This is a genomic window from Amycolatopsis pigmentata, assembly GCF_042684065.1.
Lineage (GTDB): Bacteria > Actinomycetota > Actinomycetes > Mycobacteriales > Pseudonocardiaceae > Amycolatopsis_E > Amycolatopsis_E pigmentata.
Map to the genome: position 1 here is coordinate 1 of NZ_JBHUKR010000019.1, position 14,940 is coordinate 14,940.

General features: G+C 69.3%; 15 protein-coding genes. 9 read left to right on the forward strand and 6 right to left on the reverse strand.

Annotated elements, in window-relative coordinates:
* Positions 1–152: 152 nt before the first annotated feature.
* From ACFSXZ_RS29320 to ACFSXZ_RS29330, 3 genes are all read right to left on the reverse strand, one after another.
* Positions 153–428, reverse strand: a complete 276-nt coding sequence (locus ACFSXZ_RS29320; RefSeq protein ID WP_378268492.1) for a hypothetical protein — start codon at positions 426–428, stop codon at positions 153–155.
* 88 nt (positions 429–516) lie between these two features.
* Positions 517–939, reverse strand: coding sequence for a pyridoxamine 5'-phosphate oxidase family protein (locus ACFSXZ_RS29325; protein WP_378268494.1), 423 nt, complete (start codon positions 937–939; stop codon positions 517–519).
* Complete coding sequence (locus ACFSXZ_RS29330; RefSeq protein ID WP_378268496.1) at positions 939–1,685, reverse strand: sigma 54 modulation/S30EA ribosomal C-terminal domain-containing protein; 747 nt, start codon at positions 1,683–1,685, stop codon at positions 939–941. Before ACFSXZ_RS29330 ends, ACFSXZ_RS29325 begins: the two co-directional genes overlap by 1 nt.
* Positions 1,686–1,964: 279 nt before the next feature.
* Here ACFSXZ_RS29330 and ACFSXZ_RS29335 point away from each other — a divergent pair, with 279 nt between their 5' ends.
* From ACFSXZ_RS29335 to ACFSXZ_RS29365, 7 genes are all read left to right on the forward strand, one after another.
* Positions 1,965–2,336 carry an ArsR/SmtB family transcription factor gene (locus tag ACFSXZ_RS29335; protein WP_378268498.1) on the forward strand — a complete coding sequence of 124 codons (372 nt, stop codon included), beginning with the start codon at positions 1,965–1,967 and terminating at the stop codon, positions 2,334–2,336.
* A 91-nt stretch (positions 2,337–2,427) separates the two neighbouring features.
* Complete coding sequence (locus ACFSXZ_RS29340; RefSeq protein WP_378268500.1) at positions 2,428–2,904, forward strand: NADH-quinone oxidoreductase subunit B family protein; 477 nt, start codon at positions 2,428–2,430, stop codon at positions 2,902–2,904.
* A complete protein-coding gene (locus ACFSXZ_RS29345; protein ID WP_378268501.1) occupies positions 2,901–4,901 on the forward strand; it encodes a proton-conducting transporter transmembrane domain-containing protein in 2,001 nt (666 codons plus the stop codon). Before ACFSXZ_RS29340 ends, ACFSXZ_RS29345 begins: the two co-directional genes overlap by 4 nt.
* The gene (locus ACFSXZ_RS29350) at positions 4,898–5,848 is read left to right on the forward strand and encodes a respiratory chain complex I subunit 1 family protein (protein ID WP_378268503.1); all 951 of its coding nucleotides are present in this window, start codon (positions 4,898–4,900) and stop codon (positions 5,846–5,848) included. Before ACFSXZ_RS29345 ends, ACFSXZ_RS29350 begins: the two co-directional genes overlap by 4 nt.
* An 11-nt stretch (positions 5,849–5,859) precedes the next feature.
* The gene (locus ACFSXZ_RS29355) at positions 5,860–6,522 is read left to right on the forward strand and encodes a hypothetical protein (RefSeq protein WP_378268504.1); all 663 of its coding nucleotides are present in this window, start codon (positions 5,860–5,862) and stop codon (positions 6,520–6,522) included.
* A complete protein-coding gene (locus ACFSXZ_RS29360) occupies positions 6,522–7,988 on the forward strand; it encodes a proton-conducting transporter transmembrane domain-containing protein (RefSeq protein WP_378268506.1) in 1,467 nt (488 codons plus the stop codon). Before ACFSXZ_RS29355 ends, ACFSXZ_RS29360 begins: the two co-directional genes overlap by 1 nt.
* On the forward strand, positions 7,985–9,484 hold the full coding sequence (locus ACFSXZ_RS29365; protein WP_378268507.1) for a hydrogenase large subunit: 1,500 nt from the start codon (positions 7,985–7,987) through the stop codon (positions 9,482–9,484). The genes ACFSXZ_RS29360 and ACFSXZ_RS29365 overlap by 4 nt, the downstream gene beginning before the upstream one ends.
* Positions 9,485–9,523: 39 nt before the next feature.
* On the opposite strand, the gene ACFSXZ_RS29370 is transcribed toward ACFSXZ_RS29365, so the two are convergent.
* Positions 9,524–10,969 (reverse strand): amidohydrolase family protein, encoded by a 1,446-nt coding sequence (locus ACFSXZ_RS29370; RefSeq protein WP_378268509.1) that lies wholly within the window; start codon positions 10,967–10,969, stop codon positions 9,524–9,526.
* A 148-nt stretch (positions 10,970–11,117) separates the two neighbouring features.
* On the opposite strand from ACFSXZ_RS29370, the gene ACFSXZ_RS29375 reads away from it, so the two are divergent.
* Entirely contained in the window at positions 11,118–11,882 is a 765-nt protein-coding gene (locus ACFSXZ_RS29375; protein ID WP_378268510.1) for an IclR family transcriptional regulator, read from the forward strand.
* 55 nt (positions 11,883–11,937) lie between these two features.
* On the opposite strand, the gene ACFSXZ_RS29380 is transcribed toward ACFSXZ_RS29375, so the two are convergent.
* The gene (locus ACFSXZ_RS29380; RefSeq protein ID WP_378268511.1) at positions 11,938–12,408 is read right to left on the reverse strand and encodes a MarR family winged helix-turn-helix transcriptional regulator; all 471 of its coding nucleotides are present in this window, start codon (positions 12,406–12,408) and stop codon (positions 11,938–11,940) included.
* Positions 12,409–12,495: 87 nt separating this feature from the next.
* Here ACFSXZ_RS29380 and ACFSXZ_RS29385 point away from each other — a divergent pair, with 87 nt between their 5' ends.
* Complete coding sequence (locus ACFSXZ_RS29385; RefSeq protein WP_378268513.1) at positions 12,496–13,386, forward strand: alpha/beta fold hydrolase; 891 nt, start codon at positions 12,496–12,498, stop codon at positions 13,384–13,386.
* Here ACFSXZ_RS29385 and ACFSXZ_RS29390 read toward each other — a convergent pair.
* Positions 13,383–14,921, reverse strand: a complete 1,539-nt coding sequence (locus ACFSXZ_RS29390) for a nitrilase-related carbon-nitrogen hydrolase (protein WP_378268515.1) — start codon at positions 14,919–14,921, stop codon at positions 13,383–13,385. The genes ACFSXZ_RS29385 and ACFSXZ_RS29390 overlap by 4 nt on opposite strands.
* Positions 14,922–14,940: the final 19 nt, after the last annotated feature.

Consider the following 14,940-nt stretch of genomic DNA (forward strand, 5'->3'; position numbering starts at 1 on the left):
ACCACCACGACGCCATGATCCACTACGGAGCAAGCGAGTGCCGTTGCAGTACTAGGCGACTTGAACCGCCCGTGGACCGCCGTTGCGGCAGGCCGGGGACTTCCCGAAACGGACCGGACCGCAAGCGCCGATCACGTCACGAGCTCTTCCACTCAGCGGCCCGGCCGAGGGAAGGTCCGGGTCGCGAGAACCGCGCAGGCCACTGCCAGCGGCAACTCGGCGAAGACGGCCATCAACACCGCCAGCTTGAAGTCCGGACCCGGGGCAGCCGTCATGGTGTCGAACCAGGCGTCGACCAGCAGCAGGGTCGAGGTCGCGGCGGAGGTCAGGCAGGCCCGGCAGTCGCCGCGCCTGAGGAGTAGTCCGGTGGAACAGGCACTATGCCCCGGTGCTCCACGGCGGACCACGTCCGACCGTGAAGTGTCCACCCGGACGCGGTCAGCGTTTGCGTTCGCTCTCTGGTCAGACGGCGAGCACTGTCGGCAAACAACGGCAGATGTTTGCCAGGACGGCCAACTACTCAGCGGGTAACCGGCCCTCGGTGCCGTCGGTGAGGGTGAAACCGGTGACGAATTCCGGATGGATACGCAGGACGCGGTCCATGGCGTGATCGACCCACGGGCGCAAGATCCGTTCGTAGCGGGTGATCGCGTCGGGATCGGTCACGGCGCGCGCGATGCCGGTGACGATCACACTCCAGCCGGTGTGAGTGAGAGGGTCGATGTCGTCCGCCTCGTAGGCGACGACGGTGTTGACGCTGGAGTTCAGCGCCGCACCGGCGTGACTGCGGATGATGACGTCGCCGTCGTCGATGACGTGGTTGATGGGGCGGATGGCGGGCAGTGCGTGTTCGGTGAACACGATGCGCCCGAAGCCGACCCCGGCGAGGAGTTTCAGGGCGTCGTCGCGGTCCAGTTGTGTCAGGTGCCGAGTGTTCATCAGTCGGTGGATGTCCTATCCGCGGCCGTAAGCAGGCCGTAGTGGCCGTCGTAGCGGAGGTAGAGCACGCTGCCCCGTCCGGTTTCGATGTCGTGGAAGAACCGATAGGGCATCTCGGTGGTGTCCAAGCGCCCGGCGGCCTGCCCGGGGGTCAGCCGGGGTACGCCGTGCACGTCGACCGTCCACGGCATCGACACCGGCGGTGCCGGTGGTCGCAGGCCGGACAGCCGGGCGAGCCGGTAGCCGGTGGGCCCGATCCGGTAGACGAGGCTGTCCTGCCCCGTGTCGGTGTCGACGAAGAGGTGGAAGGCGTAGTCCATCACGTCCATGGTCAGCGCGGCCTCGTCGGGACGGCAGCGGCTCAGCGGGTAGCGCTTGTGGCGCACGATCTTGCGCCGCGCGGGCGGGACCGACACCGCGAGCGGGTGGTCGTGAGGACGGCGGCCATCCGGCCACGGGCGTGGCGTCGCCGGGTGGGCCAGTCTTGTCAGCTGGTCACCCAGCCGGGCGCGCAGGAGCACGGCGGCTTCACGGAAGAACGCCGCGGCCGCCTGCGCCCGGATGGCCTGTCCATCGAAGGTCATGTTGGCCTGGGCGAGCGCGGGCCTGGCCGCGCTGGTCTGCCGGAAGGTGGTCAGCCGCACCCGCACCGAGTCGATCTCGCCGGTCAGGCGCCGCGTGAAGGACGCTATTCGCCGCTGCACGTACTCGCGTGCGCCATCGAGCACCTCTCCCACGGTCTGCACGGCAATGTCCGGAGCCGCCGCGCTCGTCCCTCCACCCCAGTACTTGCATAGTTTCGAAATTTATAAGTCACGCACGCAATCGTGGTGGAGTGCGAACGGGGAGGCAAAGGGTAGAAGGTCACTTTCGGTGTGATCGGACGTCACGCGTCCGCGCCGCCGTCCGATCCGGCCGTGAAGACGTGGGCGATGTCACCCGGGTTACGCGGTCGCGATCTTTCGGACTTGCTAAAGTTGGCAACTGTTGAATCGTCGCCCAGGCGCGGTCCCGGAGGAGTGTCGGTGAGCAGGCCCCTGTATCAGCTGAAGGCGGAGTTCTTCAAGACGCTGGGCCACCCCGCCCGGATCCGGGTCCTGGAGCTGCTGTCCGAGCGGGAGCACGCGGTGGCCGAAATGCTGCCGGAGGTGGGCGTGGAGCCGGCGAACCTGTCTCAGCAGCTGGCGGTGCTGCGCCGTACCGGCCTCGTCACCACCCGCAAGGAGGGCTCCAGCGTGTATTACTCGCTGACCAGCCCGTATGTGGCGGAGCTTCTGGCGGTGGCGCGCAAGATCCTCACCGGGGTGCTGTCCGGACAGGTGGAGTTGCTGGACGACCTGCGCACGCCGGTGCCCGCGGCACGGGGCCGCAAAGGCTCTGATGCCCGGGGGACCTAGGGCCGCGGCCGCGCGCTGATTCCTTCTCGTCGCCCGGTGGGGCGACATCGCCCTGTCATGTCGGAATTGCTGGAGTAGGTGGTGGTCGGTTTTGTGGCGAAAGATCCGCCGCACCGGGCGGGTGGCCGAACCCGCGCCGGAGCGGCCGGCCGGCGACCGGCCGGAGGCCGCCGTGACGCTGGGCGGGTCGGTGCAGGTGCGGCATGTCGATGCCGGCTCGTGCAACGGGTGTGAGGTGGAGATCGGTTCGGCGTTCGGGCCGGTGTACGACGCCGAGCGGTACGGTGCCCGGTTGGTCGCCTCGCCGCGGCATGCCGACGCGCTGCTGGTGACCGGGCCGGTGACCCGGAACATGGCTGAGCCGTTGCGGCGCACCTACGACGCGGTGCCCGGCCCCAAAGTGGTGGTCGCCGTCGGCGACTGCGCCCGCGACTGCGGGGCGTTCGCCGGGGCCTACGGGCTGGCCGGGCCGGTGTCGGAGGTGGTGCCGGTCGACGTGGAGATCGCCGGATGCCCGCCGAGACCCGAGGCGATCGTCGAGGGATTGCGGAAGCTGACCGGGCGATGAACCTGGCGGCGACGGCCCTCGGCGCGGCCGGGGCGATCGGGGTGGCGAGCGCGCTGGTGAGCGTGGCGGTCCCGCGCCGGACACGCTCGGCGGTGGCCGGTGCCGGGACCGCGCTGGCCGGTGTGGCCGGACTCGTCGCCGGAATCGCGGCGCTGGCCGGTGCGTCGTTTTCCGTTACCTGGACAGGGGTTTTGCCGCTGTCGGGAGTGTCGTTCACGCTCGACGCGCTGGGTGGGCTTTTCGTCGCGGTGACCGGCGGGGTGGCGGTCGCCGCCGGGATCTACGGGATCGGTTATGCCCGGCACGGTCTGGATTCCCGGCCCGTGCAGGCGGTGTTCCCGCTGTTCGTGGCGGCGATGATGGCCGTGCCCGCGGCGGCGAGCGTGGGCACGTTCCTGGTGTGCTGGGAACTGATGGCACTGGCGTCGCTGCTGCTGGTGCTGGCCGAACAGGCGCGGCGTCCCGAGGTGGCGTCGGCAGGCCGTTGGTACGCGGTGATGACCCACCTCGGGTTCGTGACCGTCCTGGTCGGGTTGCTGGTGTTCACGGCGCACGCGCGCGGTGACGCGTTCACGGCGCTGCGCCAGGCACATCTGTCACCGGCCACGAGTGGCATCGTGTTCGCGCTGACGTTGGCGGGCTTCTCCTCGAAGGCGGGGATCGCACCGTTGCACGCGTGGTTGCCGCGGGCGCATCCGGAGGCGCCCAGTCCAGTGTCGGCGTTGATGTCGGCGGCGATGGTGAACCTCGGGGTGTACGGCATCGTGCGGGTCGGGTTCGATCTGCTCGGTGGCGGACCCCGCTGGTGGTGGCTCCTGGTGCTCGCCCTGGGTGTCGTGTCGGCCGTGTACGGGATCCTGCAGGCGGCGATGAACACCGACCTCAAACGCCTGCTCGGTTATTCCACCACCGAAAACCTCGGCCTGGTCCTGGTGGGTGTGGGAGCGGCCGGGTTGTTCGCCTCGTCCGGCCAGCGCGTGCTGGCCGGGGTGGCGCTGGCGGCGGCACTGCTGCACGTGGTGAACCATGCCGCGTTCAAAACGTTGCTGTTCCTGGCGGCCGGGTCGGTGGTGCACGCCACCGCCACCCGCGATCTCGACGGCCTGGGTGGGCTGAGGTGGCGAATGCCGGTGACCACAGCGCTTTTCGGGCTGGGTGCGCTGGCCGCGTCGGCCTTGCCGCCGGGCACGGCGTTCGTGTCGGAATGGTTGCTGCTGCAGGCATTGGTCCACGGCCTGCCCGCCTCCGGGGTGCCGACCGCGATCGCGATGCCGGTCGCGGTGGCGGCGGTGGCGTTGACCGCCGGCCTCGCGGTGGCCACGTTCGTGAAGGCGTTCGGTGTCGGGTTCCTCGCCAAACCACGCAGTGTGGGCGCCGAACGGGCTCATGAGAGTCCGGCGAGCATGCTGGCCGGGATGGGCGTGGCGGCGGTGGCCTGTCTGGTCCTGGCGGTACTGCCCACAGCGGTGTTGCCGGCGGTGGGGGCCGCGGCGGGATTCGGTGACCCGGCCGTTCGCGACGCGGTCACTCTGCGCCTGGCGGGAGTCGCGGGGTCGGTCTCGCCCTTGCTGCTGGCGGCCGGGCTGCTGGTCGCGACCGTGGCGGTGCTCGGCGTGACGCGGGCACTGGTGGCGCGCAGGGCCCGGCGCGTGGCGCGAGTGTGGGACTGCGGGGCCGGTCCGATGTCGGCGCGGATGGAATACACCGCGACCTCGTTCGCCGAACCGTTGCAGCGGGTGTTCGACAACGTGGTGCGGCCGGAGACCGACGTGGACGTGGACCATCACGAGGAGTCGCGCTATTTGGTGGCGGCCGTGGAGTATCGCCGCCGGGTACCCGACCGGATCGAGCGGCGCCTGTATACGCCGGTGCTGGCCGCGGCCCGCGCCTGGGGCGAGGCGGGACGCCGGCTGGCGAACGGGAGCGTGCACCGCTACCTCGGCTACGGTTTCTCGACGGTGTGCGCCGTGCTGATCCTGCTGGCGGTGACCCGGTGAGCGCGCTCGGCATAGCCGGCGGGATCGTTCAGCCGCTGCTGCTGGTGGGCGGGTCGCCGCTGCTGGTCGGGGTGATGCGGCAGACGCGGGCGAAACTCGAGGGCCGCGCCGGCGCCGGTGTCCTCCAGCCCTGGCGTGATCTGCGCAAACTGTTGCTGCACAAGGAATCCATGACCCCGCGCGGCACGAGCGAGGTGTTCCGGTACGCGCCGCTGGTGCTGATGGCGACCACCCTGGTGGTCGCCGTGGTCGTCCCGTTCGTGACGACCGCCTCGGCCGTGGACCCGGTGGCCGACCTGTTCGCGGTGGTCGCCCTGCTGGCTCTCGGGGCGGTGGCGCTCGCGCTGGCGGGGCTGGACACCGGCACCGCGTTCGGGGGGATGGGCGCCAGCCGGGAGACCACGATTCTCGCGCTGGTCGAACCCACCCTGCTGGTCGCGATCTTCGCGCTGTCGGTGCGAGCCGGCTCGACCAACCTGGCCGCGATCGTGTCGTCCACGCTGCGTGATCCGGTGCGGGTGATCTCCCCGGTCAGCCTGCTGGCGGCGGTCGCGCTCATCGTGGTGATCGTCGCCGAGACCGGGCGGTTGCCGGTGGACAATCCCTCGACCCACCTGGAACTGACCATGGTGCACGAGGCAATGGTCCTCGAGTACGCCGGGCCGGATCTGGCGCTGGTCGAACTCGCCTCGGCGATGCGGCTGTCGGTGTTTCTCGGCCTGCTGGCGAACCTGTTCGCACCATGGGGTGTCGCCACCACGGCGGCCCCGGTCGCGTTGCTGGCCGGGGTGGTCGCGCTGGTGGTCAAGGTCGGGGTGCTGGGCGTGGTGCTGGCCGGGAGTGAGGTGTTCCTGGCGAAACTCCGGCTGTTCCGGGTGCCCGAACTGCTGGCCGGGTCGTTCCTGTTGTCGTTGCTCGCCGTCGCGGCCTCGTTCTTCCTGGCCTGAAGGAGAACTTCGTGAACGAAACCGCGTATGTGCAGTTGCTGGACCTGGCGTGCGGAGCGTTGCTCCTGACCGCGGTGCTGATCCTGTGGCGGCGGGAACTGGCCGTCATCATCCGGGTGTTCGCCCTGCAGGGTCTCGCGCTCGCGACCCTCGTCGCCGTGCTGGCCGCGCGGGAGGGGACGGCCGATCTGTGGGCGGTCGCGGCCGGGATTCTCGTGCTGCGCGCGGGGGTGCTGCCCTGGCTGCTGCGCAGGGCGCTCGCCGGTTCCGGCGATGCCGGGCGCGAGACCCGCCCACTGGTCAACGTCGCCACGTCGCTGCTCACGGCCGCGGCGCTGACGCTGCTGGCCTATGCGGTGTCCCGGCCGCTGGTCGAACTGGCCCCGTCCCCGGCGACGCAGGCGATCCCGGTCGGGGTGACGGTGGTGCTGATCGGCTTCCTCGTGCTGGTCACCCGCCGCCGGGCACTGTCCCAGCTGGTGGGGTTCCTGTTGCTGGACAACGGGATCACCGCGGTCGGGTTCCTCACCACCACGAGTGCCGGGCTGGTCGTAGAGGCCGGGGTGTCGCTGGACGTGCTGCTGGCGGTTCTGGTGCTGCAGATCCTGACCACCCGGATCCGGGAAACCTTCGGCGACACCGACCTGGACGAGTTGCGGGAGTTGCACGACTGATGACGCTCCTGACCCTGATACCCGTGGCGGTACCCGTGCTGGCCGCGCTCGCCTACGCCGCTTTCGGCTGGGGGCGGGCGACCGCGTGGATCAGCGCCACCGGCGCCGCCACGATGCTGGCCGCGGCGATCACCCTCGCCGTCCACAGTGGACAGGCCGGAGCGTCGGCCGTGGCGGGTGGGGTGCTGCGGGTGGACGCGTTGTCGGCGTTCATGCTGATCGTCATCGGCGCGGTCGCCCTGCTCGCCACCGCGGCCACCCCCGCCTACTTCCGGGGCGAGATCGGGGCGCGCCGCGCGACGGCACGCACGGCGGCGCGGCACAGCGTGCTGGTGCAACTGTTCCTCGCGGCGATGAGCCTGGCGGTGCTGGCCGCCGACCTCGGGGTGCTGTGGGTGGCGATCGAGGCCACCACCCTGATCACCGCGTTCCTGGTCGGGCAACGCCGCACCAAGGCCGCCGTCGAGGCCGCGTGGAAATACGTGGTGGTCTGCTCCACCGGCATCGCCCTGGCGTTGCTGGGCACCCTGCTGCTCAACTACGCCGCGCACGGCACCGGCCTGAACCTGGCCGCGCTCACGGAGAACGCCCACGGTCTGGACCCCGGGGTGGCGCGGATCGCGGTCGCCCTGCTCATTCTCGGCTTCGGCACCAAAGCCGGCCTCGCGCCGCTGCACGCCTGGCTGCCCGACGCGCACTCCCAGGCGCCCGCACCGGTGTCGGCGCTGATGTCCGGAGTGCTGCTCTCGGTCGCGCTCTACGCGATCATGCGGGTCAAGGTCATCGCCGATCCCGTGCTGGGCCACGGATTCGTCCGCGCCCTGCTCGCCGTGATGGCGTTGGCGTCCCTGGCACTGGCCGCGTCACTGATGCTCGCGCAACGCGACTACAAGCGGATGCTGGCCTATTCCAGCATCGAACACCTCGGCCTGGCCGCCCTGGGCGTCGCGATCGGCAGCCCCCTCGCCATCATGGCCGCGCTCTTGCACGTGCTCGGCCACGGGCTCACCAAGGCCGTCCTGTTCCTGGGGGCGGGCCGCATCCTCCAGTCCACCGGCACCAGCAGGATCTCCGATGTCCGCGGTCTCGCCACACGCGGGCCGCTGCTGGCAGGCTGTGTCGGACTCGGCGTGCTGGCGCTGATCGGGCTGCCCCCGTTCAGCCTGTTCGCCAGCGAACTCGGCCTCGTCCGCGCGGGCTTCGGCGCCGGCCTCGGCTGGGTCACGGCCGCCGCGCTGCTGCTGGTGCTGGTGATCGCCGCCGCGCTGATCGGCCACTCCAGCCGCATGCTGCTCGGCCGCTCGCCCGAGGGCCCCGGGGCCGCCACCGCCCCGGTCCGCGTGACCACCGTGCTCGCGCTGACCCTGATCAGCGGGTTGGTCGCCTGCGCCGCGCTCGGCATCGCGGCGGGACCACTGAACACTTTGTTGCAAGACGCCGCCAACCTCCTCACGGGAGCGCCATGACCGACACCATCGAAGCCGATCGCGTCGCCTTCACGCTCGCCCCCGAAGAACTCCCCGAACGCGCGAAATCCTTGCTGGCACAGGGATTCCGGGTCGCGCTCGTCGCCGGTCACGACGACGGCGACCGGCTCCGCCCGGTCTACCTGTTCACCGCTGCCCACCCCGACCGGCGCGTCGAACTCCACGTTCCGTTGCCCAAAGCGGAGCCGCGCGTGCCCAGCCTGGCCGGCCTGTCCTTTCCGGCCGGCCGGTTCGAACGCGAGATGCGCGACCTGTACGGCATCGTGCCCGAGAACCACCCGCTGCCACGGCGGCTGGTGCGGCACTTCCACTGGCCCAAAGGCTGGTACCCCATGCTCGACGACACCGGGGAGCCGCCTGCCCTCGGCGATGTCGACGGCCCGTACCCGTTTCGCACCGTGGAGGGCGACGGGGTGTACGAGATCCCGGTCGGCCCCGTGCACGCGGGCATGATCGAACCGGGGCATTTCCGGTTCTCGGTGGTCGGCGAGACGATCCTCAACCTCAAGGCCCGCCTGTGGTTCGTCCACAAAGGAATCGAGAAGCTGTTCCCCGGTCGCCGCCCCGCCGACGCCGTCGAGTTGGCCGAACGAATCAGCGGGGACACCGCCGTCGGCCACACGCTCGCCTTCTGTCTCGCCGTCGAGGACGCGCACGGGCTGGCCGTACCCGAGGACGCGCAACGGATCCGGGCGATCCTGCTGGAGCTGGAACGCCTCTACAACCACATCACCGACCTGGGCGCGCTGTGCAACGACGTCGGTTACGGCATCCTCAACGCCCACGCCCAGCGAGTGCGTGAACAACTCCTGCGCCACAACGACCACGTCACCGGTCACCGGTTGCTTCGCGGCGCCATCCACCCTGGCGGCGCACGCCTCCGGCACCGGCCCGATCTGGAGCACCTCCGTCGGATCGGCGGCGATGTCGCCGAGATCGCCGGGTTGGCGCTGTCCAACAGCGTGGTGCGCGACCGGTTCACCGGCACCGCCGTGCTCACCCGGCAGCAGGCGACCGACCTCGGCACCCTCGGCTATGTGGCCCGCGCCAGCGGCCTCACCCTCGACTCTCGCAACGACCACGCCTTCCTCGACTCTGGATTCGGCCCGGTCGTCCACGCGCGCACCGACGGCGACGTGCTCTCTCGCTTCCTCGTCCGCGCCGAAGAAATCCAGCACGGCATCGCCCTCATCGCCCACCTCGCCGCCCAGGTGCGGGAATTCGACGTCACCGCGGCGCGCGAACTCGCCGCTCCGGTATCCGCCTCCGGGGTCGGTATCGCCGAGGGGTGGCGCGGCACCATCGTCCACCGCGTCGAACTCGCGCCCGACGGCATCCTGACCCGCGTCAAGATCGTCGACCCCAGCTTCTTCAACTGGCCCGCCCTGCCCGTCGCGCTGGCCGACACCATCGTTCCCGACTTCCCCCTCACCAACAAGAGCTTCAACCTGTCCTACGCCGGCAACGATCTATAACGGCGCCGGTCCGGTGAGTGGTAATAAGCCCGGACAGCTCTAGTGGGCGCCGGGCTGGGCGGCGATGCGGTCGAGGACGGTGTCGAGTTCGGCGCGGGACCACCAGGCGCCGTTCCGCATGACGCCGGCGATCTGGTGCAGTGCGGTGTGGTCGCGCAGCGGGTCCTCATCGAGGAGAACCAGGTCGGCCGCCATGCCGGCGGCGACTCGGCCGAAGGCGTCTTCGGCGCCCAGGAACCGGGCCGGTTCGGTCGTGGCCATCCGTAGGATGGTCAGGGGGCCGAGTCCGGCTTGGGCGAGGTAGTCGAATTCGTCGTGCAGGGCGAATCCGGGGATGACTGCCGCGGCCCCGCACGAGTCGGTACCTGCGATCATCGGAACCCCGGCGTCGGCGAAGGTCTTGGTCATCCGCAGTTGCACATCCCAGTGGCGACGCAGGATGTGGCGGGTGAGGTCGGGCAGCTTGGCGAACTCCGTTGCCGACTTGTCCCAGGCGCGTAGTTCGTCGGAGGCCATGTAGCGGCGCCGGGGGTCTTCAGTGTGTTCGGGTGAGTCGGCGAACTGCTGGGTATGCATCCGGATCAGGGTCGGGCACTGCCAGACGGTGTGCTCGGCGAACACGGCCGCGAGTTCTTCGGCCTTCTCCTGGTTGTAGGAGTCGTCGGCGAGGTCGTAGGCGTGCGCTTCCCGTTCGGAGGTGGCCGTCGCGGGGTTGAGCACCATTCCTTTGAGGAGCCGGTTCTGCACCGTGCCGGAACCAGGAATCTTGATCCTGGGGATGGGCGGAAGCTTGCGGCTGACGTTCTCGGCACGCACGTCGGCTTCACGAGAGGACGCCGCCGCGAACATCGTGACCCCCGGCCCGAGGTGCTCGATCGACCACACCCCGCCGCGGGCGGCCTCTCGGGGGTCCAGGTCGGCCGGCAGATGGCCGCCCAGCCTGATGCCGAGCCGGTTTGCCTCCCGTAAAGCGGCCATGAAGGTGGCGCCGGTCGTGACTCCGGCTTTGACGAAGTCAGCGCCATCGCGATGCTGTTCCCGGACGGTCTGTATCGCACCGTCGACCGTGCTTGCGTTCAGGGGAGTGAGCAAGTCACCGGCCGTCGCCAGCAGAGCCGGCGCACCCGTCGGCTCAGGCAGTTCGCCTTCGCGGCGCGCCTTCAGCAGCGCCCTACTGCCCGACATCTGACGGAAGCCGACGACGCCGTTGGCAAGCATCAGTGCGTAGGCACCGTCGACATCCTCGGGTGTGTTGAGGGCATGCAGGTGCATGTCCCTGAACGCCGGAATGACGAACCGGCCATGTCCCTCGACCACATGCACACCCGCAGTCGGGACACCGGTCGCCGTCACCGCGCTCAGGTGATTTCCTTCGACCAGGACGTCCTGCCTGGGGGTTCGGCTTCCGTCCATCGGGTCGATGACGGTGACGTCGCTGATCACCACCCGGCCGTGGACCGAGGACGGTTCGACGTACCTGCTCATGGTGCTCCCTCGCGTGGCGTCTGCGGTCGGCACAGCCCACCGTAGAAGTGCCGCCCGTACACTGGCATCGGTGATTTCGATCAATGAAACACAGAGGTCCGGCGGCGGTGGAAAGAGGCGTGGAGGGAAACCGGCCGAGGGCCGGCCAGTGATCGACCGGGCCTTCGCGCTGCTCAGCGCTTTCGACAGTGACCACCGCGCGTTGACTCTCGCCGAACTCGCCCAGCGAAGCGGTATTCCCCGCAGCAGCGCCCTGCGGCTTGCCGGGTCCTTGGTGCGGGTGGGTGCGCTGGAACGCCTCGAGGACGGTCGCTACGTTGTCGGATTGCGGCTGCTGGAGACGGCGTCGCTGGCTCCACGGGGCCACGGGTTGCGCGCCGTGGCCATGCCCTACATGGAAGACCTCTTCCACGTGACCCGTCAGCACGTCCTGCTCGCCGTGCGCGACCAGGGGGAGGCATTACTGGTCGAGCGGCTTTCAGCGCTGGACGCGGATCCGGTTCGTTACCGCGTGGGCGGACGGCTTCCGCTGACCTGCACCGGTGTTGGACTGGTACTGCTCGCCTTCGCGCCGACCGCTGTCCAGACGCAGGCCATCGACACCTACCGGCCCGGCCAGGGCGACGACCACATCCGCGACGGAAGCGACCTCCGCCGCATGCTTGCCGAGGTCCGGCGTGGTGATTGCGCCATCGGTCGCCAAAGCCACCCCTGGCCGGTGTGTACGGTGGCCGCGCCGATCCGGAACGCCGACCAAGTGGTCGCGGCGCTCTCGGTCGTCGTACCCAGCGCGAACCATCCCGATACCGCCTACGGGCCGGCGATCCGGGCGACAGCCCTCGCGATCTCACGCCGGCTCACCGAAGACAGCGGGCGGGCCGTGCCCTCGGTCTGTCCGAGCGAGTGCCGGTGAAGGCAACCGGCCGGCATTGCGATTGGATCGGGAACTCGGACTTCGCCAGGAGTTCCTAGCCGAGGTCCTGCGCGACCCAGCCGGGTGCTTCGAGCCGGACCGGTGAGTCTCCGACGAGAGCGGTCAGTTGCGCTTCGAGGACGGCCAGTTCCTCCTTGCCGAGCTGTGATTCACACTCAGCGCGCAGGTTGTCGAAGATCGCCTCGCCTTCGCGCATGACGGCGAAGCCGAGTGGCGTCACCTTGATCCGCTTCCGGCGCGCGTCGGCCGGGTCCGTGTCGCGGGCGACGTAGCCGCGCTCGAGGAGGGTCGCGATCGTCTTGGCCGCGGCCTGTTTCGAGACCGACATCCGGCGGCCGAGTTCGGAGGCGTTGTCGGCTCCGGAATCGATGGCCCGCATGGCGAAATCGTGGACCGGCCGCACGTCGTCGTAGCCGCGGGCGGCCAGTTCGCGGATCGCGGCGTCCACGAGTTTGCGGTAACTCCCGAGAAACAGCAGCGCGAGTTCGGCACCGGAACGAGACATGCGTCCAGGCTACGGGGGCGCCACTGGACATAGACAACCAGGTTGTCTATGCTTGGACAACCTGGTTGTCTAACTCTGGAGAACGTCGTGGACATCACTACCGCGAGCCCCGCCGTCGAGGGGATCACGCATCACACCGCCGCCGTCAACGGGACCGAGCTTCACTACGTGTCCGCGGGCGCGACGGGATCACCGGTCCTGCTGGTCCACGGGTTTCCGGAGACCTGGTGGGCGTTCCACAAGCTCATTCCGCTTCTTGCCGGGCGCCATCGCGTCTTCGCCGTCGATCTGCGGGGTTTCGGTGACTCGGACAACGCCGAAGGCGACTACGGCAGCGCCACGTCGGCGGAGGACCTCCATCACCTCATCGCCCACCTCGATGTCGGTCCGGTCCATCTCACCGGCCAGGACATCAGCGGCGGGACGGTTTTCCGGCTCGCCGCCACCCACCCGGAAGACGTCCGCAGCTTCACGGCGATCGAGATGGGACTGGCCGGCTTCGGCCTCGAAGCGCTCGCTGATGTCACTCATGGTGGGTCCTGGCACATCGGCGTTCTCGCCACGGCGGGCATTCCCGAACTGCTGCTCACCGGCCGCGAACGCGAACTGCTCGGTGAGTGGGCGTTCCCGGCGATGACCGCCGTGCGGGGATCGATCACCGACGAGGACATCGACGAGTTCGCCCGCACCTATGCGCGCCCGCACGGCTGGCGCGGAGCGGTGGGTCTCTACCAGTCGATGCTCTCGGAAGGCGAAGAAATCAAGGCACTCGCGAAGTCCCGGCCGTTGACCGTGCCGGTCCTCGCGGTCGGCGCGGGCGGCGGTCCCTTCACCGCGACGACCATAGCCCAGGTCGCCGCGGGCGAAGTCACCTCGGTGCAACTCGACGGAGTGGGCCACTACGCGGCTCTGGAAGCGCCGGAGCGTCTCGCGGCCGCGATCCTCGATTTCCTGAAGGGCGTCGACGCGGACTCCTAGTGGTCACGCCGCCGGATGGCCAATCCGATCGCCACCAGGGTCAGCGCCGCGCACAGCCAGGAGAAGACGTCACCGATGGCCCGGTACACCGTTGTCGCGCCCCTGGTCGGCACATCCGTTATCCACGGCGCGTTGTCTCCGGTCGTGGTGTCCTGTTGCGACAACACGTGCCCTTGACGGTCGAAGGCCTGCGAGGAGCCGTTCAGGTCCGACCGGACCAGCGCATAGCCGTTTTCGATCGCGCGCAGGCTCGCCATCTGGGTGTGGATACGGCCCATCTCGGGCCAGTCACCACCAGGGACGAGCATGATGTCCGTCGCGACCCGCACCGAGGCGGGAAAGTCGGCGTCGTAGCAGATGATGTTCGACAGTCGGCCGTAGGGAGTGTCCACCACCGGAACCGGCCCGGTTCCGGGGACGTATCGCTCGAGACCGGGAATCGGACGGTGCTTCTGATAAGTCCACAACACTTTGCCGTCTGGGCCGAGCAGAACCGTCTGATCGCGCCCGTAGGCCGGCGCGTCAGGGGTGTAGACGTTCGCCGCGACGTCAAGGTAGATGCCTTCCTGCTGAGCGAGCGCTCCCGCCTGAGCGAGGAAAGCCGGTTCGTCCTCGGCGCGCATTCTTGCCGAGTTCTCCGACCAGAACACGATTTTCGCGCCTGACCGAGCTGCTTTCCGGGTGTCGGCGAAGAGTTGGCCGTTGATCGCGTCAGAGGCCGCGCGCACCTTCCCCACGTCCAGTTTGGACACACCTTCGAGATCGGTCGGAGCGGTGCCGAGGATCCGTTGAGCCGATGACAAGGTAGCGGAACTCGGGTTGATGCCCGCGATGCGCACGGTCGGCGAGGCCGGCGCGGGAGCGAAGGAAAGCCACGCCTGTCCGAGAACGATGACGGTGGCGAGTACGGCGGCGACGATGGTGGCCGGCTTGGCACTGGGCCACGACCTTCCGTGCTCCCAGAAATGGTTGACGGCGGTGGCGACAAGACCGACGAGGAACGTGATCACGTAGGGGCCGAAGACGGAGATTATCTGGAGCAGAGCCAAGTTCTCGTGCTGGGTGACCGCCAGCAACCCATAGGCCGTACCGAACGGGTTGAAGCGGCCGAGCAGATACGCGACCGTGGTCAGCGCGACGGGAAAGGTCAGCAGCCTGCCGATCCATCCCAGCCGTGGCGACACGACCCGGTCCGTGAGATAGGGCAACACGACCACGGCGCTGACAAGCACGATGCCGGCGGCCACCAAGGGCGTCACCGGAACCGCGAGTTGCACGGTCCAGAACATGCCGCCGGCGATGAGCACCAGCAACACCGGCGTCAGGCCACGAAGGGGCCGGCTGACCCGGAGGAACCTCAGCAGGAAAACCGGGAAGACCCAGACGGCCAGGGCGACATCCCATCGGCCGCCCACGGCGAACAGATGCAGGACCAACCCGAGGACAAGCCAAAGATATCGCCGGTGAGGCGAGAGCCTGAGCGCTGGTTTGTCGTCGGCCCCAAGGACAGAACCAGGAAGGTTCGTGTTGAGCATGCCGTGAACGCTAGGGACG